Below are 22216 nucleotides of genomic sequence, written 5' to 3'. Positions count from 1 at the left end.
AAACCATAAGCCCAGCTTGAGCATTAGGCTGGGCTCTAATTAAGGGCTGTTGAAAATGGCTTGCTGCGCAATGTTATCCGGTACGGTCAGGCCAAATCGTGCTAGGCCCTGTTTGCTGAAATAGTAGGTGTTGGTTTCGGTCGCTTGCAATTGCTCGACCGGCCTATTGGCGAGTATGTCGAGCACGGCCTGCGCTGCAACTTGGCCGTGTAGCTCTCCAGATAGAGTGATTGCAGCAACCGCTCGCTTGGGGCCGACAGAAGAGGGCACCGAGCTGAAAAGGGGCAACTGACTGTGCTGCCCACTCCAATCTAATAATTCATCGTCTGGCACAATGTCGCCTGTGACTTGATCTCTGAGGGTGTACCAGTGCTCCATGACGATTGCGTCATATTCCTTTGGTGCATTGATTATTTCTTGCTGCCATTGCTGATAATGGGTAATCGGCAGCACCTCGGCTTGAATCGATCCTAAGCGCAAACGGGTTTTGCCGCGCAAGGTGTTGCCAATAAAAGCGGCTGATGTTGTGCTTTGGTCAAACAGAACCAAGATTCGATGGTGTTTAAGAGGCACCATTTGGTGAATGAGGCGGGCAACTGGAGTGAACAGGCGTCGCTCCAAAACGACCGCGACATTGTCTGGTAGTAGCGCGTCATCAAAGTACATTCGGGGATTGTCATTGACGCCGTAAAGCACCATCGGCGTATTGGTTGCGGCGATGCGCTTTGCTAACAATCCCACTGCGTTATCATCGCCAAGTAACACCAGATCAGGTTTGGTTTGTAAAAACGTTTGCCACGCTCGCTCAGCTGCATCTTGATGCTCAGATCGCGGTAGTCGTTTGGTGTTGAGGTAGATGGTCTTGAGCTGATGCTGATCGGCGATGGTTGATTCGATACCAGCGATGCATTGGTTGCTCCACTCGTTATCGGCATCGTAGCTGGCGATCAATAACACATTCGCCGCCATCAATGGTTTGATGAACAATCCGAGCAGCATAGCCAGACAGCAGCGAATGATATTCACGATAACAACCTAGAGCCGTTAGTTTTGTTGCATTACGATGTAGCTTAGCTGCTGGTTCAGAAATGCTCCAAGCCTTTGATTTCGAGCGGCAATAATTTCGTAAAAAGTGCGTTGCTTATCGTACTTTTGCGGTATCCGAAAGAGCCGACTAGAGCCTGTTGATCACAAACAGGTCGCTTCAATTAGCTCAATGGTAAATGTCAGGGCCATATTGGGGCCGATTACGCGCCCGCTACCTTTGGTGCCATAGGCCAGATTGGGCGGAATATAAAATTCCCACTTTTCACCGAGTTTCATCATCGGCACGCCAATCTGCCAGCCTTTGATCACGCCACCGAGAGAAAAGGTCGACGGTGCATCGCGTAAATAGCTGCTGTCGAATACCTGATTATCGACCGATAAACGACCTTCGTAATGCACCGTCACTGGCTTATTGGCATCAATGGCGCAACCGGTTGTTGATTTAAGGACTTTGTATTGCAAGCCGTGTTGTGTGATCTGAACATCGGGTTGCTGCTGGTTGGTCGCAAGCCAGCGCTCTGAGACTTTCAAGTTGCCTTCAATTTCTTCTTCTGAGACTGGTTTGCTACACGCAGTAAGGATGAGGGCAAGCGCTAATGCGGCTGATGTGACGATGGTTGTTTTCATGATGATCAATACGGTCCGAAGGGGCATTAGGCTTTTGCCCAAATTAGATTGGGGTAGGTTAGCTTGACGCTTGCTCGAAGTCACCGTTTATAATGTCAACCAAGCCATATGGCTTTATTGACAATCTGTTCTCTCCATGGATACAACACAAGGATGTTTTATGATGAAAACCATTTCGGCCATTTTGATGGCTAGCCTAGCTTTAACGACAGCAGTTTGCGCATCGGCCAATGATAACCAATTGGTGGCACTCAACCCTTCTTCGACTGGCTTGTCACACCACGGAATGAGTGTACAAAGAGCGCAAGCTATCGTTGATTTGACGCGAAAAGCTTTTGACGGACTAAAGGACAGAGCGATTGTTTCGGTCAGAAAAGACCCGCGAGGATTTATCGTCATTCCGTCGCAGCCGATATTGCTGGGGTCTGGCGAAGATACGTTACAAGCGCAAGAGAGCTACGTTATATCGGACGATTTAACAAGCATCACGCAGCACATTGGCGATGAGCACATAACCAAGCAATTGCCAGTTGAGTCGCCGCTACCTGAATAGTTCTTGGCCTAGAACTCAACTTTTGTCGGCGAAATAAAAAACCGCTCTTTCGAGCGGTTTTTTATTTCAATGCTTATGAAAGCAATTTGCCACTAAGGCAAGTAGCTTTCACCCATCAAAAACGCATCCACTTCGCGTGCGGCGCGGCGGCCTTCGTCGATGGCCCAAACAATCAGGCTCTGACCGCGGCGGGCGTCACCACAAGCGAATACGCCTTCAACATTGGTGTTGAATTTGTTGTATTCGGCTTTGGCATTGCTGCGGCCGTCTTGTTCAACGCTCAGTTGTTCTAGGATCTCTGCTTCAGGGCCAGTAAAGCCCATTGCCAGGAAGACTAAATCAGCTTCCAGAACCTTCTCGCTACCTGCAACTTCTTGCGGCACGAATTGGCCAGCATCGTTGGTGCCCCAAGTGATATCAACGGTGTGAACAGCTTTGACGTTGCCGTTTTCATCGCCTTCAATCTTCTTGGTCATCACTTGGTAATGACGTGGATCATCGCCTTGGATGGCAATGGCTTCTGATTGACCGTAATCAACCAACAGTGTCTTCGGCCATTCTGGCCAAGGGTTGTTGGCGGCACGCTCATCAACCGGCTTCGGCATGATTTCTAGCTGCACCACATGCTTACACTTGTGACGCAATGAGGTACCAACACAGTCTGTACCCGTATCACCACCACCGATAATCACAACATTCTTGCCTTCGGCGTTAATGAATTCACCATCTTTGTGCTGAGAGTCGAGCAATGACTTGGTGTTCTTGCCAAGGAATTCCATGGCAAAGTGAACGCCGTTCAACTCGCGGCCTTCGACTGGTAAGTCACGTGGTTTAGTGGCACCAGTGGCGAGAACCACAGCATCAAACTCGTCTTGCAACTGCTTGGCTGGAATGTCTTTGCCAATTTCAGTGTTGGTAACGAAGGTAATGCCTTCTTCTTTCAGAATATCGATGCGACGATCGATGATGTGCTTTTCCAACTTCATGTTTGGAATGCCGTACATCAACAAGCCACCGATACGGTCGGCACGCTCATAAACGGTGACTAGGTGACCGGCTTTGTTCAGCTGAGCTGCAGCGGCCAAACCGGCAGGGCCAGAGCCGACAATGGCAATTTTCTTACCAGTACGTGCTGCTGGCGGCTCGGCAACAACCCAGCCTTCTTCAAATGCGCGCTCGATAATGGCGTATTCGTGATGCTTAATGGTCACCGGTGGCGCATTGATACCCAGTACACAAGAGCCTTCACATGGAGCAGGGCACACACGGCCGGTAAACTCTGGGAAGTTATTAGTCTTGTGTAGGCGTTGGATCGCTTCTTTCCAGCGGCCATTGTAAATCAAGTCGTTCCACTCAGGGATCAGGTTGTTCACTGGACAACCGGCAACCTTTGGCGCAAAGCGGCTATTACCGCTTTGACAGAAAGGAACACCACAGTCCATGCAACGTGAGGCTTGCTGCTTGATGTCGTCTTCGAGCATGTGCTCGTGTACTTCACACCAGTCAATCAAACGTGCAGCTGGATCGCGATCTGCAGGCAGAGCGCGGTCTACTTTCAAAAATCCAGTTGGATTACCCATTATTCGCTCCTCCTTACTTCGCTAAATTAGCCATGTGCATATCAAATGCAGCAGCGGCGATGTCATTGTCAGTTTCATACTTGCCAGTTGCGCGAGCTTGCTTCATGTACTCTTGCATCTGCTTGTAATCAACCGGCATGACTTTAACGAATTTAGCGATAGCGGCGTCCCAATCAGCCAATAGCTCAGCGGCAACGTCGGAATCAGTGTGCTGTTGGTGCTTCTCAATCAGCGCTTTGAGGCTGGCAATGTCGTCTGCGTCTTCGAGTTTCTCAAGCTGCACCATTTCCATGTTGCACTTGCTAGCGAAGTCGCCGTTCACATCTAGAACATACGCTTCACCGCCACTCATACCAGCAGCGAAGTTACGGCCGGTTTCACCCAAGATGATGGCTTTACCGCCAGTCATGTATTCACAACCGTGGTCACCAACCCCTTCAACAACAGCAGTAACGCCTGAGTTACGCACACAGAAACGCTCACCGGCAATACCGCGGATGAAGGCTTCACCTGAAGTGCCGCCGAAGAAGGCAACGTTACCGATCAGGATGTTTTTGCGTGGCTCGAATGGCGAGACTTTTGGCGGGTATACCACCAACTCCGCGCCCGATAAGCCCTTACCGAAGTAGTCATTGGCATCGCCCTCAAGTTCAAAACGCACACCCTTAGCGGCGAAAGTACCAAAACTTTGGCCGGCAGAGCCGTTGAATTTCACGCTGATGGTGTCGTAAGGCAGACCTTCGGCGCCGTATTTCTTGCTGACTTCGTTAGAAATCATGGTACCCACGGAGCGGTCGGTGTTGATGATTGGCATTTCAATCTCAACACGCTCGCCATTTTCCAGTGCGGCTTGTGCTTGCTCGATGAGTTTACGGTCAACGATGTCGTGGATCAGGTGCTTCTGCTCAACGCTGTTGTAGAGCGTCTCGCCTTCGGCAGCTTCTTCTTTGTGCAGCAGTGGTTTCAAGTCAACGTGCTTGAATTTCCAGTGTTCAACGTCTTTACGAATATCCAGACACTGAGTTTGACCTACCATTTCGTCAATGGTCTTGAAGCCAAGTTCTGCCATGATTTCACGCAGGCCTTGAACCATCATGGTGAAGAAGTTCACCACGTGCTCAACTTTACCTTTGTAACGCTCACGCAGCTCTTTGTTCTGGGTGGCAATACCAACTGGGCAAGTGTTCAAGTGACACTTACGCATCATGGTACAACCTTCAACAATCAATGCTGCGGTCGCGATACCCCATTCCTCGGCACCCAGCAGGGTAGCAACAGCAAGGTCGCGTGGGGTCTTCATCTGGCCATCGGCCTGAACCGTAATACGGCTACGCAGACGGTTTTTAACCAGTGTCTGGTGAGTTTCTGCCAGACCCAGCTCCCATGGCAGACCTGCATGTTTGATTGAGCTTAATGGTGATGCGCCTGTACCACCGTCATAACCGGCAATCAGGACGACATCGGCATACCCTTTACAAACACCGGCAGCAATGGTGCCAACGCCAGCTTCTGACACCAACTTAACGTTGATACGAGCATCGCGGTTGGCGTTTTTCAGATCGTAGATTAGCTGAGCCAAATCTTCGATCGAGTAAATATCGTGGTGCGGTGGTGGTGAAATCAAACCAACACCCGGGGTTGAACCACGGGTACGGCCAATCCAAGCATCAACTTTGTGACCCGGCAGCTGACCACCTTCACCAGGCTTCGCGCCCTGCGCCATCTTAATTTGGATTTCGTCAGCATTGGCTAGGTAGTGTGAAGTCACCCCGAAGCGACCTGATGCAACCTGCTTAATGCGCGACTTCATGCTGTCGCCGTTGTCCATTGGCTTAAAGCGGATTGGATCTTCACCGCCTTCACCTGAGTTGGACTTAGCGCCGATGCGGTTCATGGCGATTGCTAGGGTGGTGTGAGCTTCCCAAGAAATCGAACCAAATGACATGGCACCCGTTGCAAAGCGCTTAAAGATGTTCTCTGCTGGCTCTACTTCGCTGATGTCGATTGATGGACGATCCGACTTAATGTTCAGCAAGCCACGCAAGGTGAACGCTTCTGAAGACTGATCATCAACTTCTTTAGCGTACTCTTTGAACTGCTCGTAGTTATTGTCGGCAGTTGAGTGTTGCAACAAACGAATAGTGGTTGGGTTGAAGAGGTGACGCTCACCATCGTGACGCCATGCGTATTCACCGCCGGTTGCCAGCACATCGTCAATGGCAATACGGTTTTTCGCAGGGTAGCCTTCACGGTGAGTCTTCAGTGCTTCAGCTGCAATTTCATCCAGACCAACACCTTGAATACGGGTAACGGTGCCGGTGAAGTATTGCTTGATAACTTTTTCGTTGACGCCCAACGCTTCGAAGATTTGCGCACCTTGGTAAGACTGCAGCGTAGAAATACCCATCTTCGAGAAGATTTTCAGCAGGCCCGAGCCAACGGCTTTGGTGTACTTAGCCAGTACCTGAGAATCGCTCAGCTCTGGGTCAACGACACCTTCGTTGCGCATTTCATTCAAAGTTTCGATGGCTAGGTATGGGTTAACGGCAGAAGCACCGTAACCAATCAGCGTTGCGAAGTGGTGAGTCTCACGCACATCTGCCGCTTCGACAACAAGGTCGGCTTTGGCGCGCAGGCCGTTTTTGATCAGGTAGTGGTGAACGGCTGCCGTGGCCAACAGCGATGGAATCGCAGCGTGGTCAGTGTTGGCATTGCGGTCACTCAAAATCAAAATGCTGTAACCATCGTTGACGGCATCTTTGGCATAACGGCAAAGCTTATCGAGTGCTTTTTCCATTTCGCCCGCTTCACCAGAAGCGTTAAACAGCGCATCGAGGGTTTTCGCTTGCATGTGGTTGTGGTCAACATGCTTGAGCTTCATCAGCTGTTCGTTCGACAGAACCGGCTGCTTGATTTCAATCTTGTGGCAGTGCTCAGGTGTTTCAGAGAGCAGGTTTTTGTTGGCACCGACGTAAGTACGCAGTGACATCACCATCTCTTCACGAATCGGATCGATTGGTGGGTTAGTCACCTGGGCGAACAACTGCTTGAAGTAGTTTGATAAGTGCTGTGGACGATCCGATAAAACCGCCAGTGGGTTATCGGCACCCATTGCACCCAAAGGTTCTTTTGCTGTGCTCACCATTTGCGCCAAGATCACGTTGAGATCTTCGTGGGTATAACCCGCGGCTTTCTGACGCATGCGCAATGGTAACAGCGCAGGTTGTTGCTCTACGGTGGTTGGCGTTGGCAGTTCATCCAGAACCACTTTGTTTTCTTTGAGCCACTCGCCGTAAGGCTGGCGTGAACAGATGTCGGCTTTCACTTCATCATCAGCAATGATGCGGCCTTCTTTTAAGTCGGCGATGAAGATCTTACCTGGCTGGAGGCGACCTTTCTTGACAACAGACGCAGGGTCAACACACAAGGTGCCGGTTTCTGAGCCCATGACGACCATGTCGTCTTTAGTGACTAAGTAGCGCGAAGGACGCAGACCGTTACGGTCAAGGGTTGCACCAATCACTTCACCATCGGTGAACGATACCGAAGCCGGACCATCCCATGGCTCCATAATGCAGGCGTAGTACTCGTAGAAGGCGCGCTTAACGGCGTCCATGTTTTCTTGAGTTTGCCAAGCTTCTGGCACCAGCATCATCATCACTTGAGCAAGTGGACGGCCGCTCATTACCAACAGCTCAACGGTCATGTCGAGGTTTGCTGAGTCTGAGTTGTCACGGTTACAAACCGGATACAGCATGGCCAACTCTTCTTTCGAGAAGGCAACTGATTCAAACAGCGCTTCACGCGCAGCCATCCAGTTGACGTTACCTTTGACCGTGTTGATTTCGCCGTTGTGCGACATAAAGCGGAACGGCTGGGCACGGCGCCAAGCTGGGAAGGTGTTGGTTGAGAAACGCGAGTGGAACATCGCCAAAGCAGATGTCACTTCGTCGTTTTGCAAATCTAAGTAGTACTCGCGCACTTGTGCTGTAGTGAACTGACCTTTGTACACCACGGTCTTGTTCGACAATGAGGCAATGTAGAACTCATCTTTTTCACGTGCGATGGTCGAGTTAATCAAGTGAGCTGTGTATTTACGCAGAACAAACAGCTTACGTTGGAATTCTTTTTGATTAAGTTCGTTTGGCTTAAACAGAATGGCCTGCTCGATACGAGGCTCTGTTTCTTTAGACGCCTGACCCAAGCCTGAGTTGTCACCAGGCACATGACGATAGCCTGCAACGTCGAGACCCAACTTCTTAGCACTGTCTTCAAAGATGTTGCGGCACTGAGCAGCCATCTTCTCGTCTTGCGGGAAGAACATCATCCCCACACCGTAATCGCCAAATGCCGGCAGTTTAATACCTTGCTTGGCGACTTCTTTGACTAAGAAGTCGTGTGGAATTTGAATCAAAATACCAGCGCCGTCACCAGAGCGGACGTCATAACCGGTACCGCCACGGTGCTCCATGCAGGTCAGCATGGTCAGGGCGTTCTCAATAATGTCGTGGGACTTTTGGCCCTTTAAGTTGGCAACAAAGCCGATGCCACAAGCATCGTGTTCAAAATCCGGGCGATAAAGGCCGTCAGATGAAACGTTATGTTGGGTCATATTGGTTCCCGTCTGTTATTTGCTCCGGCACAGTCGCGGAGCAGTTACTTTCCAAAATTCATTATGCTTGAAGGTCGCGATCGCTTATGAGGAAGGCTCTGCCAGCAACATCAATGAATATTTATAAAATCCAATTTCAAAGCACGGCTTATTGTTTATTTCTAGCTGCCGCGTTCAATTCAGCCGCATATTATGCACATTTTTTACTTTAATGCTCGTCTTTAACGAAGCAGATGTGAATATTTATGCGTTTTTTAGTGAGTGGCGTACAAGACCAGATTTTCAACCAAACAACAAGCAAAAAAACACCCTTAGTTGAGCTAGATCTAAGGCACGAGCGAGATCACAGTCTCCGCAGCGGCCGCCAACAGGACTAGTGGCGGTGACATCCTATTAACGTTTGAATGCATAAGATTGCATTTTGACCAGTAAGAAAATGGTAATTGTGTGCTAGCAAAGGGGCGATATTTATGGGCCTTTAGTGCCACAAAAAAGGCCGCCTTGAGGCGACCTTGATGATTCAAATGAGCAATATGGCGCTATTTGGCCAGCTCAACCCAAATCTCCCGTGGCTTTTTCGAGTCATCGATATAGAAGTTGTAATTGCCAGTTTGCTTCACTTCGATTTTGAAGTTTGAGTAAGACGAATTGCAGTTGACCTGCACAGCTTTGCCCAGCACGATGGTTTCATCTTCGCTCTTATTAAAGCCGCAGTTTGCGCCAGAAGACCATAGGTCATCGGCAAATTTGAAGCCCAGCGTGTCACCAGCAGACAACGGAATGGTTGCCATGTAGACACTGGCTTGATCAGTGGGCTGAACCTTATGTTTTGGATCGGCGTTCCAACCATTGAAGTCACCACGGACAAAGAAGTAGTCACTTAGAGGTTTTACCGCAGCGCTGCCACCGTCGGCAGTAGAAGAGCAACCAGAGAGAAGTGCTGATGCAGCCAATGAGGCCACCAGAATTTTTTTGAACATAGCCTTTTCCTTTTGGAATTGTTTATTGTTTCAAACCGATACTTAGCCGCGTATCGGAACCTAGCCATAGGTACAACGACTTATAGCAAAGCTTTTGCTCCAGAAGGTTGACGACCTGCGCATATTTGCAAGTCGATTTTAGGCTGATGGCAATTAAACCGGTTCCACCGCTTTACAGATGGCATCAGTCAGTTGTTGTAGTTGTTGTTGGCTGATAACAAATGGCGGCATCACATACGCCAGTTTGCCGAACGGGCGGATCCAAGCGCCATTGGCCATGACTCTTGCTTGTAGTGTGGCCACGTCGATTGCTTGTTTCATTTCAACCACACCAATCGCGCCTAATACGCGCACATCGGCGACGCCATCAATGTCTCGACATGGCGCCAACCCAACGGTCAGGACTTGCTCAATGGCATGCACCCGCTGTTGCCAAGGAGAGGCCAACAATAGCTCAATACTGGCATTGGCAATAGCACAAGCTAATGGGTTCCCCATGAACGTTGGGCCATGCATAAATACACCTGCAGCGGAACGACACACAGTTTCGGCGACGTCGTTGGTACATAGTGTGGCGGCCAGCGATAAGGTACCGCCGGTCAATGCCTTACCCAAGCACATGATGTCTGGGCATATGCCGGCATGCTCAACGGCAAACATTTTGCCACTGCGGCCAAAACCGGTGGCAATTTCATCGGCAATGAAAAGTACCGCGTGTTGCTCGCAGAGCTGTTTGATAAAGCCCAAATACTGCGGGTTGTAAAAACGCATGCCGCCGGCGCCTTGGATCACCGGCTCGATAATAAATGCTGCTAGATTATCGGCATGCAGCTCGAACGCTTGCGCTACTTCCTGTTGCCAAGCGCTATCCAACGGCGCATCAAAGCCAGCAGGCGGCGGCGGGAGGAATAAAGCTTGTGGTAACGCATCACTAAACAGGCTGTGCATGCCGTTGACTGGATCGCAGACCGACATGGCGCCAAAGGTATCTCCGTGATAGCCATTGCGGACCGTGATAAATCGAGACTTTTGCGGACGCCGTTGGCCATGCCAATATTGCAAAGCCATTTTCATTGCCACTTCAACACTGACCGAGCCGGAATCCGACAAAAACACCCGTTGCAACGGCTCAGGCGTTAATGCCACAAGTTTTCGACATAGCTCGGTGGCAGGGCCATGGGTGAGCCCGCCGAACATGACGTGACTCATGGATTCGAGTTGTTGGTGAATGGCTTGGTTAATCGCTGCAACCTGATAGCCGTGAATGGCACTCCACCAACTGGCCATGCCGTCGATAAGGCGCTGACCGTTTGTCAATTCAATTTCGCAACCCGATGCTGATTTAACGGCATAGTTATCATTTATAGGATTTGCCGACGAATAGGGATGCCAGACATGGTTTCGATCAAAGTCAGTATCAACCAACTTGTTATCTTGGTGTAATGATTTGCTCATAAATAAACCAGTAGTCAACATAATTAAATATGTTGTCGTTGACTGCGATAGGGTTGGCGCTAGACTAGCGGCCAGATAAGCGCTTTGCAAATAGAAAGGAAGGTTTCATGGAGTTCAATGATCCACTCGGTGCGGTCCGCCATAACTGGACATTAGATGAAGTTAACGCATTGTTTAACATGCCGTTTAATGATCTGATGTTTCAGGCGCAGTCGGTTCATCGGCAACATTTTAATGCCAACGCCGTGCAAGTTAGCACCTTGTTATCGATTAAAACGGGAGCCTGTCCGGAAGACTGTAGCTACTGCCCACAAAGTGCCCGATACAATACTGATCTCGAAACCCAAAAATTAATGGAAGTGCAGGACGTTCTGGAAAAAGCGGCCGAGGCAAAGCAATCCGGTAGCGAACGTTTTTGCATGGGAGCTGCATGGCGTAACCCTAAAGACCGCGACATGCCTTACATCATCAAGATGATCGAAGGCGTTAAGGAAATGGGGCTGGAAACCTGCATGACGCTGGGAATGCTGACCAAAGATCAAGCGCAAGCCTTGGCTGATGCCGGCTTGGATTATTACAACCACAACCTCGATACATCACCGGAATTTTACGGTGAAATCATCAGCACTCGAACCTATCAGGATCGTCTCAACACCCTCGACAATGTGCGTGCGGCGGGCATGAATGTTTGCTCCGGCGGAATTGTTGGTTTGGGTGAGGATGCCAATGACCGCTCCGGTTTGTTGCTTAATTTGGCCAACCTCGATCAACATCCTGAGAGTGTACCAATCAATATGTTGGTCAAAGTAGAAGGCACGCCGTTGGCGGATCAGGACGACCTCGATCCATTCGAATTCATTCGTACCATTGCCGTCGCGCGCATCATGATGCCGAAATCATATGTTCGCTTGAGTGCGGGCCGCGAAGAAATGAACGATCAAATGCAAGCCATGTGTTTCCTAGCGGGTGCCAATAGTGTGTTTTATGGTTGTAAATTGCTGACCACAGATAACCCAGATGAAGACGCCGACCGGGCGCTATTTCGCCGCTTGGGGATCAATTCCCAGATGTCCAAAGGTTATAGCGATGAAGTGGAGCAATATGCCATTGAGCAGGCTGTGAAAGAGCAACAAAGCCAAGGCATGTTCTACGACGCTGCGACTTAATGAGCAATATCAGGCAACGGATCAGTGCGGCTTTACAGACTCAGCGCCAGCAAGGGCGTTGGCGTCAGCAAGTGGTGCGCACCTCTGGGCATGGCCGATTGTTGGCTCATCGCGATGGCCAGTTCCAGATCAATTTTGCCAGTAATGATTACCTTGGCTTAGCCAATGATCCGACGGTTTGCCGCGCGTTTGTGGCTGCCGCCAATGAATACGGCGTCGGCAGTGGTGGCTCGGCGCTGATTAGCGGCTACCACCACTTGCACCATGCTTTGTGCCAGCAGTTGGCTGAGCTCACTGGAAAACCGCAGGTGCTGCTGTTCGGCTCTGGCTTCGCAGCGAATCAAGGCGTGATTGGCGCGTTAATCAAACAAGGCGACTTGCTGATTCAGGATAAGCTCAACCACGCTTCGCTGATTGATGCCGGTTTACATTGCGATGGCCACAGCGTGCGTTATCGCCATAACGACTTAGATAGTGCCGAGCGGCAACTGCAGCGCCAAGCTGCAGGCAAGTTACTGGTCACCGAATCGGTCTTTTCCATGGACGGTGATCAAGCGCCGCTGAACGAATTAGCCAAGCTCAGCCAGCAACATCAAGCGATGTTTATGGTTGATGATGCCCATGGTCTTGGCGTCATCGGTGAACATGGACTCGGAGCGTCATGCCTTGAGCCGAATATCGATATTTACATGGCGACCTTTGGTAAGGCGCTTGGGGTTGGCGGCGCAATGGTCGCGGCGGAGCAGGACGTGATTGAGTATCTCACTCAGTTTTGTCGCCACTATGTGTATACCACAGCAATGCCGCCGGCGATGGCAGCAGCGGTGAGTGCCGCATTGACACGCATTGTTGATGAGCCCGATTTGGTCCGCTCGCTGCACCAGCGAATTGATTTTTTCCGGACATTGGCTCAGCAAGCGAACTTGGCCGTGTTGCCATCAACCACGGCGATTCAACCCATTATGGCGCCGGGCAATGACCGTGTGATCGCCATTGCAGAGCAAATGCGTCAGCGTGGTTTTGCCATTGGCGCGATTCGCGCGCCAACCGTTAAAGCAGGACAAGAGCGTTTGCGGCTGACCATTAGTGCCAGCCACACCGCGCAGGATATAGAAAATTGTGTTGCGGCCCTGAGTGACATCATGGGACGTATGCAGGAGCACTTTGAATGACAGTCATCGAGGTTAAACCCTCCGTTGCGCGGCAGTTTTCGCGTGCCTCAAAACGCTACCACAAAGCGGCCACCGTGCAGCAGCAAGTCGGCCGTAATCTATTGGCGTACAACCCGGTGCGTAAGGCGCCAGTGGCAATTGACCTTGGCTGCGGCCCAGGGAGCTTTGCGCCGGCACTGGCTTCGGTTGCTGAGCAATTGTTTGCTATCGATCTCAGCCCAGCGATGTTGCAGCAATGTCGATTAGCCAGTGACAAAGTGGTAGCGATTCAAGGCGATGCGCAATATCTGCCATTTACTGATAACTCGGTAGATTTGATTTTTAGTTCATTGGCACTGCAATGGGTCAGTGATCTCAATAGCGTGTTTGAGGAAGCTCAACGGGTGCTAAAGCCTGGCGGCAGCTTGGTGTTTAGTTGTGTCATGGAAGGTTCGTTGTGGCAGCTGAAAAAGTCCTGGCTCAAGGTTGATGATTACGATCACGTCAATCGTTTTGCCAGTGTTGCCAGCCTTGAGCAGTCCATCACTCAAGCTAAGTTACACAAAGCCATCGGCGTCGTGCGGCCGCATACGTTCTGGTATCCGGATATTAAAAGCCTATTTGCATCGATTCGCGATGTTGGTGCGAATACCGTAATTGGGGCAAAACGCAAAGGCTTGATTGGCCGTCAACTGTGGCAGAAATTCCATCAAGCCTATGAAGGGTATCGCACCGATGAGGGGCTGCCATTGACCTACCAGATCTACTACGGCGTGGTGAGTAAATGAAAACACTGTTTGTCACTGCAACCGATACCGATGCCGGTAAAACGGCGATCAGCGCGGCCATTCTTTACGGATTGAAATCACAGGGCAAATCTTGCCTTGGTTATAAACCTATCGCCGCTGGCGCTGCTGAACACAATGGCGTGTTGGTCAATGACGATGCCCGAGCGCTTGCTGATAACAGCTCGGTGGCAGTTAGCGCGAGCGATATTAACCCAGTGTGTTTTGCCCCGCCCATTGCACCTCATATCGCGGCCGAGCAGGGCAACCAGCAGATTGATTTGGCAGCGATCGATCAACACTTTGCGCAATTAAATGGCAAACACCCAACGGAATTTCAGTTGGTCGAGGGGGCTGGCGGCTGGCGTTTGCCGCTGAACTTAGCGGGTGAGACCTTAGCCGATTGGCCAGCACGTCGTCATTGGCCAGTGATCCTCGTCGTTGGACTAAAGCTTGGTTGCTTAAATCATGCATTACTAACGGTGGAAGCAATTAGTCAGGACGATTGTCATATTGTCGGCTGGATTGGCAATACTGTTGATCCGAATATGTCGGTGAAAGAGCAAAACATCGCATCGCTGCACGCGCTATTACCAGCGCCTTGCCTTGGCATCGTTCCTCATCTGGACAATCCGAGTCCAGTTCATATCTGGCCACACTTAGAAGTTGGCCTGTCTAAAATTTAATTGTTTGACCAATTCGTATCGGCATTTACGCTATAAAACGAGCTTTAAGATCAGTGGGTCGGTGTTGATTGGTTAATTCTGTTGCCTAACAAAATTAGAATTGAGTATTGCATCACAAACTGACCATCATTTTTGTATTGGTAACCTTGGTTGTTCAGAGTGTGATCGGTTCTTTGTTTTCGTTAGTTTTAGCGGACCTTACTGAATCAGTTTTATTTCGAAAATAAACTTTAATTATTCATAAAAATCAATAGTTAATAATGTAAATTGGGGCTGCAAAAAAGTGGCCTCATCGTTACAGATTTTGATCCAGTCTACTGAGATGGTTGGCACAGCCAATCTCAGATAATTTGCCAAACCAACTTTTCAACTTATCCGTTTCGTTAATCTAAATGGCGACTTTATTGCAGATTTTGGTCGCCCAATTGGCTAGCGGTGCCCCTCATGTTTAATTCATCGTTGATGCCGTCATTGCTGGTGCATAAGCCGAGTACAAAAGAATGATCGGCTGTTTTACCAATCATTTTCCACATACGTAAATAATTTGTTAGAAATTCGAAAATATTTCGATTTGTTTGGCCATATTACCAATATTGGCTTGTCCAATAATTTAGCATTTATGATTTTAAGATTGTTTATTGGTTGTTTTTTTCGTATTACCTCTTGGTTGAACAATTGTTGGTGCTGTGAAAATATTTGCTCGCTTTCTTCCAACAAGATTTTGGTTTGAAACAACACACTAACTTTTCAAAAAGTGGCTCAGATGGATATCTCACTAAAAACAAGAGCCACCTCACAAGGGGAAAAGGAATGCAATTTAAACTTTCTAAAATTGCAGCGTCGGTGATAACCGCATCGACAATCGGCTTAATGTCCACTGCAGTAGCAGTGGAAGAGCAAACAGCACAATCTGATGATGTTGAAATTATTCAGGTCCGCGGCATTTCTGGCAGCTTGGCTGAGTCTGCACGGCAAAAGCGTTACTCCGACCAGATCGTTGACGCCATTGTTGCTGAGGATATTGGTAAGTTACCTGACAACAACATCGCTGAGGCATTGCAGCGTATTACTGGTGTTTCGATTAAATCTGACTTTGGTGTCGGCGAAAACGTCACCATTCGTGGTATCGATGAAAACCGTGTCGAGCTTAATGGTCGATCGACTTCCGGCTCTGGCCGAGGCGGAATTTCGCTCTCTGATTTTCCATCAAGCTTCCTAAAAACCGTGTCAGTGGTGAAATCACCAACCCCCGATATGATTGAAGGCGCCTTGGGTGGCACGGTCAACATGCAGACCATTCGCCCACTTGAACTACAAGAGCCAATGGTTGCCATTACCGTAGACGCTGAATACGCCGATAAAACCGAAAACTGGGCGCCGAAAATTACCGCTGCGGCTGGCTCTAATTGGGATTTAGGTGACAATGGTTTGTTTGGCGCGAGCTTTGTGGTGTCTTACCTTGACCGTAAAATCCGCCAAGATGAATTCCAAACCAAGATGAATTCATACCACAGCATTGATGGCTTTGATGAAGTGGGTAACGGCCCGAACGATACCTTTACCGTGCGCAGTGAAAACACCGTACGGATGAAAGAAGAAAGCCGCGAGCGCACTGCTTACGGTTTGTCATTGCAATGGGCGCCACAATCAAACGAAGGTAACGTTTACCTTGATTTAAGCTATTCCGAACTGGAAGGCGGTCAGTCAGCCCATGACTTTTTGGATGTCGTAACCAAGCCGATTGCCAATGAAAATACCTTCCAAAGTGGCTCTGGTCAGTTAATGGAATACACCCTGCAAGATGTATTCGTGATCCCAAAAACTGAGAGTGACTTTGCTGAAAATGACAGTTACTCCCATGCCTTGGGCGGTGATTGGCAAGTGACCGATCAGCTCAAACTATTTGGTGAGATTGCCATCACTGGCTCAGAAGAAAACGATGTGGATTCGCAGCTCAACCTGCGTCCAGTCGATCGCGAAGCCTATGAAGCGGCTTATGCCGAAAATCCAAATGTCAGTCCTGGCAGCTTCATGAATTCATTCGACGCTGTTGTCAGCTATCGCAGTGACAAGCTGCCGGGCATTGAGTATGCCGATCCAACGGCGCTGACTAACCCTGGCACTATGGCGATTCGTGAAATGTTCTACGACAAGTCGAAGACCGAGAACGACGAAACCGCTGTGCGCTTTGATTTGGAATATGCCGAACCGATGGGCGTCAGTTGGATCTCTAGCGTGAAGTCGGGCGTTCGTGTCACCAGCCGTGAGTACGAATTCCACACGGCAGAATTGCAAAATGACAACGGCAGCACCTTTAAAGATGCCTACAAAAAAGCCAAATACGTTGGCGGTGATAAGGACGGCCAATACGTCACGCCAGCATTCTTAGATGATGATATTTGGGCGGATGCAATTTACACCAAGAGCTATAGCAACCAGTTCGATCAAATCGATGGCAATGGCTTTAACTCATTAACTGGTCCAGTTGCGGTATACAAAGCTGGCTTGTTGCGTAACGATGCTGAAGGCACCTTTGCGCGTATGCAACAATGGCTGGCCGGCACCAATTATGCCACGACTGGCTCGCTTGCTGACAACATGACTGACCTTGAAGATGAGTGGAAAAAAATTGAGGAAGATACTCGCGCTGTCTACCTCCAATTCCATTTGGACTTTGATGAAATCACCGCCGTTGTTGGTGCGCGTTACGTCGAAACTGATTTGGATTCGACCATCATTCACTCCTACTCAGATGAAGAATTACAAACCATTCTTGAGCAGGATAAGAACTTGTCGGTTAAAGGCAACAAACTGACCGGTACCAACGAATATTCGGACTTCTTGCCAAGCTTGAACGTCAACTGGTCGATTAATGATGACACCATCGCCCGCTTTGCCGCTGCTAAGGTAATGCGTCGTGCTGACTTTGGTGATTTAAGCCCAGCATTTGATATTGGTATGACGCTCATTGACGGTAGCCAAGGCTCTTACGATCTGGATCCAAAGCGTGTGACTCAATATGACTTGTCGATTGAGCATTACTTTGGCGAAGGTGGCATGGTGTCGGCGGCAATTTTCTATAAAGATGTTGAGTCCTTTACCGTGCCTGTGAGCAGCTGTGAGGCCAACTCGCGGACCATCAACGATCAATCTGTTGGTGAAGAGTGGAAGAACATCTGTATTCTTGATGTGGCCGGTGAAAGCCAGAGCGATGTTAATATCGCCGATCCAAACATGCCAAACGGCGAGCAGTACGTTACCGATCTGCGTAACCAAGGCCTAACCGGTATTACCATTAGCCGTGAAACCAACGGCGGTAGTGGTGAAGTGTATGGTCTTGAGCTGGCTTATCAGCAGCAATTCGACTTCTTGCCAGGGCCATGGGCAGGTATGGGCGTCAGCACCAACTACACCTATGCCGATAGTGAGCAGCCGAACAAGTTGCCGTTGGAAAACATCTCTGAACATGCCTTTAACTTCCAGCTTTACTGGGAGTGGGAAGGTTTCCAAACCCGTCTGGCCTACAACTGGCGTGATGAGTTTATGGATGAAGAAGATTACGGCAAGCGTACTTGGCAGGGTGGTAAGAAAGGCTACGGCTCGGACTTCGATCGAACCGATCCGACTGCTGACAATTACGATCCAACCGCAGGTAATGTCTATCGCGAGGCGCGTGGTCAGTGGGATTACTCGGCTAGCTACGACATTGATGAAACCTGGACCGTGGTGGGTAACGTGGTCAACTTGACCGGCGAACCATTAATTTACACCACAGCGCAAGGTCATGACTTTAGAAACACCGAAGCTGACCGCCGCTACACCTTGGGCGTACGCGCTAACTTTTAATCGTTAAGCCAATTAGAACACCAAAAAGCGAGCTATTAAGCTCGCTTTTTGCTTTTTAGATATGGACTTAAATAATCCAACGATGTCAGCCAGACTAAGCTAACCGAACTATGCCAATCGAAACGGCCTGTTCGGGTCGATTTCCGTTTTGGTGCCGCCAACAGAAATCCAGTGACTCATTGGATCACCGAGAATTTGCCCTTCATTACCTCGAACCAGCAGGCCATTGCCTTCGGGCATGGCTAAAATGCGCTCGGTTGGATTCAGCGCCAAATATTCGGTTAGTCGTTGTAGCCGAGTTTCGCCGTTATGACCGTCCGGTTTCCATTCGGTGTAGTGCGGATTTAGTTGAAATGGCACCAGAGCAAGCGACTTGAGGCTCGGCGGCTCGATAATTGGCATGTCATTGGTGGTACAAATGGTTGGGCCAGCAATATTCGAACCCGCGCTCCAACCGACATAGGGCATCCCTTCATTGACCCGAATTTTAAGCGGTTCAACCAGTTGCAGGGCGTATAGTCGCTCTAATAGGCGAAAGGTATTACCGCCGCCAACAAACACCGCATCGGCGTCAAATATCGCCTGATCGGGTTTGTCATAATCATCGATATTGTGGATCTCGATGGCCAAAGGAGCCAGCGCCTGTTGCACCATGTGAGTGTAGTCTTTGTGCGTGATGGTAACGCCAGCATAGGGAATGAACACAATGCGCTTAATACTGTCATCAACCAAGGGGGCGATTAACGGCAGGGCGTGAGTCAGATAGGGCGTATTGCCAGCGCGCGATGCGCTCAATAATAACAAGTGTTTATTGTTCATATTAGATTAAGAAAACTCTGTCAGAGTGATTAGGGTCTGGACCAACAGAAGGTAGGCTACCATAAGCAGGAAGTGGTAACAGTGACAAAACCTGCGTGACAAACCTTGAAACTCTCTGCGAGTTCCCCAATTATCTGTTGCATAGCCATAATTATTATCACTGGATGAGGAAACCATGAAGCGTATAGCTTTGTTTTTATTGACCAACATTGCGGTAATGGTGGTGTTTAGCATTGTCCTAAACATTGTTTTTGCCCTCTTTGGTATTCAAGACACGCGCAGCATTGCCGGGCTTGCCATTTTTGCGGGCTTGTTTGGTTTTGGTGGTGCATTTGTCAGCCTTTACATGAGTAAGTGGATGGCCAAGCGCTCAACGGGTGCTCATGTCATCGAACAGCCGCGTAACGAAGCCGAGCGTTGGTTGGTTGAAACGGTAGAGCGCCAGGCGCGAACCGCAGGCATCGCGATGCCAGAAGTGGCCATCTACGATTCGCCTGATATGAACGCATTTGCCACTGGGCCAAGTAAAAACAACTCCTTGGTGGCGGTGTCTACTGGTTTGTTGACATCGATGGACAAAGACGAAGTGGAAGCCGTGTTGGGCCATGAAGTGAGTCACGTTGCCAACGGCGACATGGTGACCATGACGCTGATCCAAGGCATTGTGAATACCTTTGTGATCTTCTTGGCACGTCTAATCGCCCAAGCAATCAGTTCGGCAGTGGCGCGCAATGATGATAACGGTCAAGGCCTAGGTTGGCTTGCCTATACCGGTGTTGTGATTGTGCTAGAAATCGTATTTGGTTTGCTGGCCAGTATCATCGTCATGTGGTTCTCGCGTCGTCGTGAATACATTGCCGATGCCGGTGGCGCCTACCTGACCAGCAATCAGACGATGATCAAAGCATTGCGCCGTCTTAGCCAAAGCCACGAGCCGCAAATGGAAGGGCAGTTGGCCGCGTTTTGCATCAACGGCAAATCAAGCATGGCTGAGTTGTTTATGAGCCATCCACCAATTGAAAAACGTATTGCCGCTCTCGAAGCTGCTCGCTAAGCGCGCTGTACACAGCGCCAGCTCTAGGTTATAAACTCCCGCTAGTCGGGAGTTTTTTTGTTTTGAATAGTCATTCAGTTGGTCGTGACTAACAAAGTGGTGAAGAATGATGACAGCTAGTCAACGTATCGATTCGGTTTTGATGGTCTGCATGGGCAACATATGCCGTTCGCCGACCGCAGAAGCAGTGTTCCGCCAACATGCCGCAAAACGCCAACTGCAAGTGCATATCGACAGTGCCGGCACCATTGGTTATCACGTTGGTAAAAAGCCGGACCCTCGCAGTATGGAAGCCGGCAAGGCCCGTGGTTATGACTTTGATGCGATTCGCTCGCGTCGCGTTGTGGTTGAAGACTTTGCTCATTTCGACTTGCTGTTGGCGATGGATCAAGCCAATTACGATGACTTAATGGCGTTATGCCCGAGCGAAGATGTTCGCCATAAGGTGAAGTTAATGCTGGACTTTTCGACCCAACAAAAATTCAGCGAAGTACCAGACCCATATTATGGTGGCCAGCGTGGCTTTGAACTAGTGCTTGATTTAATTGAAGATGCAAGTCAGGGGTTAGTCGAACACATCGCCGCTTCGCAACGTTAATTGTTAACGACATCTAGTTGCAGTTTGCACAGTGCTAAGGTATAACAGCGCGCAAATGGTACTCGCAAGAGTTTAATAGGGAATGCGGTGGAAGACCGCAGCTGTTCCCGCAACTGTAATACGGGCTGACAGGTATAAGCCACTGATACCAAGGTATTGGGAAGGCGCTTGTTGGGCAACCCCGTTGAGCCAGGAAACCTGCCATGACATTCTTCTCGGTATCACCAAGCGGGTAACTTGGCGCTGTTGTCTGATTTATTGGGTTATTGTCTGCCCAGTAAGTCGTACTGCGTTGTTGTCCTCCGGTGAAAAAGTGACTTACTTTAGCGACGGCGGCAACTGTCCTCATGGAACGATTCAAACATCCACTTTGCAAACCACACAGCCCAACAATGCGTGCACTATGGCTGGCATGGCTGTCGACGCTATTGCTTGCGTTCAGTTGGACTTCGATTGCTGCTGCCGAACCTAAAAGGGTGATTGCCCTAGCTCCGAACTTGGTCGAATTAATCTATGCCATCGGCGCAGGTCCACAGCTTGTGGGCGTGGTCGAACATTGCAACTTTCCCGCCGAAGCATCAAAGCTACCCACCGTTGGCAATTATGCGCAGCTCAACATCGAGCAAGTATTGGCGTTAAAGCCTGATGTTGTCATCGCCTGGCGCGGCGGCTCATCGCCACAGGCGGTTCAACGGCTTGAAGCTTTAGGCGTGACAACCCACTGGCTAACGATTAGTAACTTTGATGATGTCACTTTAGCCATCACTGAGCTTGGCACATTGCTTGGGCACCAGCAGGCCGCCCAACAAATCGCCGGCAACTATGCGGTTAAGTTGGCAAACGTCCGCCAGCAATTTCATCACAAATCAGCACTTCGCGTGTTTTATGAGCTTTGGCCACAGCCGCTGACCACGGTTGGCCAAGGCAGCTGGCCGCAACAAAGTCTCGAGCTATGTGGTGCTCGTAATGTGTTTTTAGACGCTATTGGCGAGTATCCCCACGTCAGTGTCGAGCATGTCGTCACGGCTCAACCACAGATCATTATTCAACCAAAAGACTCGGCTCGTGGCGTGCCATTGACCGATTGGCAAGCCTGGCCGCAAATCCCGGCTGTGGCCAATAACGCCATGATTTACCCAGATTCCGATCAGCTTCATCGCATGACCCCTCGGGCGCTTGATGAGGCTGAGCGGCTCTGTCGTCGCATCGATGAATTTCGACAATTGTATGGTGCGAGGACCACGAAACAGTAGCGAC

General features: G+C 49.7%; 16 protein-coding genes and 1 riboswitch. Of the genes, 9 read left to right on the top strand and 7 right to left on the bottom strand.

The features are described 5' to 3' along the window. Positions 1-39 precede the first annotated feature (39 nt). Both IC617_RS09690 and IC617_RS09685 read right to left on the bottom strand, forming a co-directional pair. Entirely contained in the window at positions 40-1026 is a 987-nt protein-coding gene (locus tag IC617_RS09690) for an ABC transporter substrate-binding protein (RefSeq protein ID WP_191144798.1), read from the bottom strand. A gap of 162 nt (positions 1027-1188) precedes the next feature. Then, a complete protein-coding gene (locus tag IC617_RS09685) occupies positions 1189-1674 on the bottom strand; it encodes an FKBP-type peptidyl-prolyl cis-trans isomerase (protein WP_191144797.1) in 486 nt (161 codons plus the stop codon). A gap of 160 nt (positions 1675-1834) precedes the next feature. Here IC617_RS09685 and IC617_RS09680 point away from each other — a divergent pair, with 160 nt between their 5' ends. Further along, the gene (locus tag IC617_RS09680) at positions 1835-2227 is read left to right on the top strand and encodes a hypothetical protein (protein ID WP_191144796.1); all 393 of its coding nucleotides are present in this window, start codon (positions 1835-1837) and stop codon (positions 2225-2227) included. A 92-nt stretch (positions 2228-2319) separates the two neighbouring features. Here the strand turns inward: IC617_RS09680 and IC617_RS09675 are convergent, their stop codons facing one another. The 4 genes from IC617_RS09675 to bioA form a co-directional block, all read right to left on the bottom strand. Continuing rightward, positions 2320-3807: a glutamate synthase subunit beta gene (locus IC617_RS09675; RefSeq protein WP_191144795.1), complete on the bottom strand. Its 1488-nt coding sequence runs from the start codon at positions 3805-3807 to the stop codon at positions 2320-2322. 13 nt (positions 3808-3820) lie between these two features. After that, positions 3821-8419: a glutamate synthase large subunit gene (gene gltB, locus IC617_RS09670; RefSeq protein ID WP_191144794.1), complete on the bottom strand. Its 4599-nt coding sequence runs from the start codon at positions 8417-8419 to the stop codon at positions 3821-3823. Positions 8420-8958: 539 nt separating this feature from the next. Beyond that, the gene (locus IC617_RS09665) at positions 8959-9399 is read right to left on the bottom strand and encodes an early set domain-containing protein (protein ID WP_191144793.1); all 441 of its coding nucleotides are present in this window, start codon (positions 9397-9399) and stop codon (positions 8959-8961) included. A 153-nt stretch (positions 9400-9552) separates the two neighbouring features. Next, complete coding sequence (bioA, locus tag IC617_RS09660; protein WP_191144792.1) at positions 9553-10854, bottom strand: adenosylmethionine--8-amino-7-oxononanoate transaminase; 1302 nt, start codon at positions 10852-10854, stop codon at positions 9553-9555. 107 nt (positions 10855-10961) lie between these two features. Here bioA and bioB point away from each other — a divergent pair, with 107 nt between their 5' ends. From bioB to IC617_RS09635, 5 genes are all read left to right on the top strand, one after another. Continuing rightward, the gene (gene bioB / locus IC617_RS09655; RefSeq protein ID WP_191144791.1) at positions 10962-12020 is read left to right on the top strand and encodes a biotin synthase BioB; all 1059 of its coding nucleotides are present in this window, start codon (positions 10962-10964) and stop codon (positions 12018-12020) included. After that, on the top strand, positions 12020-13192 hold the full coding sequence (locus IC617_RS09650) for an aminotransferase class I/II-fold pyridoxal phosphate-dependent enzyme (RefSeq protein ID WP_191144790.1): 1173 nt from the start codon (positions 12020-12022) through the stop codon (positions 13190-13192). The genes bioB and IC617_RS09650 overlap by 1 nt, the downstream gene beginning before the upstream one ends. Next, the gene (gene bioC / locus IC617_RS09645; RefSeq protein ID WP_191144789.1) at positions 13189-13959 is read left to right on the top strand and encodes a malonyl-ACP O-methyltransferase BioC; all 771 of its coding nucleotides are present in this window, start codon (positions 13189-13191) and stop codon (positions 13957-13959) included. The genes IC617_RS09650 and bioC overlap by 4 nt, the downstream gene beginning before the upstream one ends. Next, the gene (gene bioD / locus IC617_RS09640) at positions 13956-14642 is read left to right on the top strand and encodes a dethiobiotin synthase (protein ID WP_191144788.1); all 687 of its coding nucleotides are present in this window, start codon (positions 13956-13958) and stop codon (positions 14640-14642) included. Before bioC ends, bioD begins: the two co-directional genes overlap by 4 nt. An 810-nt stretch (positions 14643-15452) precedes the next feature. Then, positions 15453-18488, top strand: a complete 3036-nt coding sequence (locus IC617_RS09635) for a TonB-dependent receptor (protein WP_191144787.1) — start codon at positions 15453-15455, stop codon at positions 18486-18488. A 108-nt stretch (positions 18489-18596) separates the two neighbouring features. Here IC617_RS09635 and pepE read toward each other — a convergent pair whose 3' ends face one another. After that, positions 18597-19307, bottom strand: coding sequence for a dipeptidase PepE (gene pepE / locus IC617_RS09630; protein ID WP_191144786.1), 711 nt, complete (start codon positions 19305-19307; stop codon positions 18597-18599). Between the two features lie 175 nt (positions 19308-19482). Between pepE and htpX the strand changes: the two genes are divergently transcribed. The 3 genes from htpX (at position 19483) to IC617_RS09615 (ending at position 22212) form a co-directional block, all read left to right on the top strand. Continuing rightward, positions 19483-20361 carry a protease HtpX gene (htpX, locus tag IC617_RS09625; protein WP_191144785.1) on the top strand — a complete coding sequence of 293 codons (879 nt, stop codon included), beginning with the start codon at positions 19483-19485 and terminating at the stop codon, positions 20359-20361. 106 nt (positions 20362-20467) lie between these two features. After that, on the top strand, positions 20468-20959 hold the full coding sequence (locus IC617_RS09620; protein WP_439651255.1) for a low molecular weight protein-tyrosine-phosphatase: 492 nt from the start codon (positions 20468-20470) through the stop codon (positions 20957-20959). Positions 20960-20998: 39 nt separating this feature from the next. Next, a riboswitch (cobalamin riboswitch) is annotated at positions 20999-21179 on the top strand. A gap of 172 nt (positions 21180-21351) precedes the next feature. Next, positions 21352-22212: a cobalamin-binding protein gene (locus IC617_RS09615; protein WP_191144784.1), complete on the top strand. Its 861-nt coding sequence runs from the start codon at positions 21352-21354 to the stop codon at positions 22210-22212. The last annotated feature ends 4 nt before the right edge of the window (positions 22213-22216 follow it).

It is taken from the genome of Neiella litorisoli, assembly GCF_014773395.1.
Lineage (GTDB): Bacteria > Pseudomonadota > Gammaproteobacteria > Enterobacterales > Neiellaceae > Neiella > Neiella litorisoli.
The sequence above is the reverse complement of the archived record's forward strand: the minus strand, read 5'-3'. Positions and strand labels throughout refer to the sequence as shown.

Bases quoted from the DNA above. Each gene is read 5' to 3' on its own strand.
- IC617_RS09685 (WP_191144797.1), bottom strand. From the start codon at position 1,674: ATGAAAACAACCATCGTCACATCAGCCGCATTAGCGCTTGCCCTCATC.
- IC617_RS09680 (WP_191144796.1), top strand. From the start codon at position 1,835: ATGATGAAAACCATTTCGGCCATTTTGATGGCTAGCCTAGCTTTAACG.
- IC617_RS09675 (WP_191144795.1), bottom strand. From the start codon at position 3,807: ATGGGTAATCCAACTGGATTTTTGAAAGTAGACCGCGCTCTGCCTGCA.
- gltB (WP_191144794.1), bottom strand. From the start codon at position 8,419: ATGACCCAACATAACGTTTCATCTGACGGCCTTTATCGCCCGGATTTT.
- IC617_RS09665 (WP_191144793.1), bottom strand. From the start codon at position 9,399: ATGTTCAAAAAAATTCTGGTGGCCTCATTGGCTGCATCAGCACTTCTC.
- bioA (WP_191144792.1), bottom strand. From the start codon at position 10,854: ATGAGCAAATCATTACACCAAGATAACAAGTTGGTTGATACTGACTTT.
- bioB (WP_191144791.1), top strand. From the start codon at position 10,962: ATGGAGTTCAATGATCCACTCGGTGCGGTCCGCCATAACTGGACATTA.
- IC617_RS09650 (WP_191144790.1), top strand. From the start codon at position 12,020: ATGAGCAATATCAGGCAACGGATCAGTGCGGCTTTACAGACTCAGCGC.
- bioC (WP_191144789.1), top strand. From the start codon at position 13,189: ATGACAGTCATCGAGGTTAAACCCTCCGTTGCGCGGCAGTTTTCGCGT.
- bioD (WP_191144788.1), top strand. From the start codon at position 13,956: ATGAAAACACTGTTTGTCACTGCAACCGATACCGATGCCGGTAAAACG.
- IC617_RS09635 (WP_191144787.1), top strand. From the start codon at position 15,453: ATGCAATTTAAACTTTCTAAAATTGCAGCGTCGGTGATAACCGCATCG.
- pepE (WP_191144786.1), bottom strand. From the start codon at position 19,307: ATGAACAATAAACACTTGTTATTATTGAGCGCATCGCGCGCTGGCAAT.
- htpX (WP_191144785.1), top strand. From the start codon at position 19,483: ATGAAGCGTATAGCTTTGTTTTTATTGACCAACATTGCGGTAATGGTG.
- IC617_RS09620 (WP_439651255.1), top strand. From the start codon at position 20,468: ATGATGACAGCTAGTCAACGTATCGATTCGGTTTTGATGGTCTGCATG.
- IC617_RS09615 (WP_191144784.1), top strand. From the start codon at position 21,352: ATGCGTGCACTATGGCTGGCATGGCTGTCGACGCTATTGCTTGCGTTC.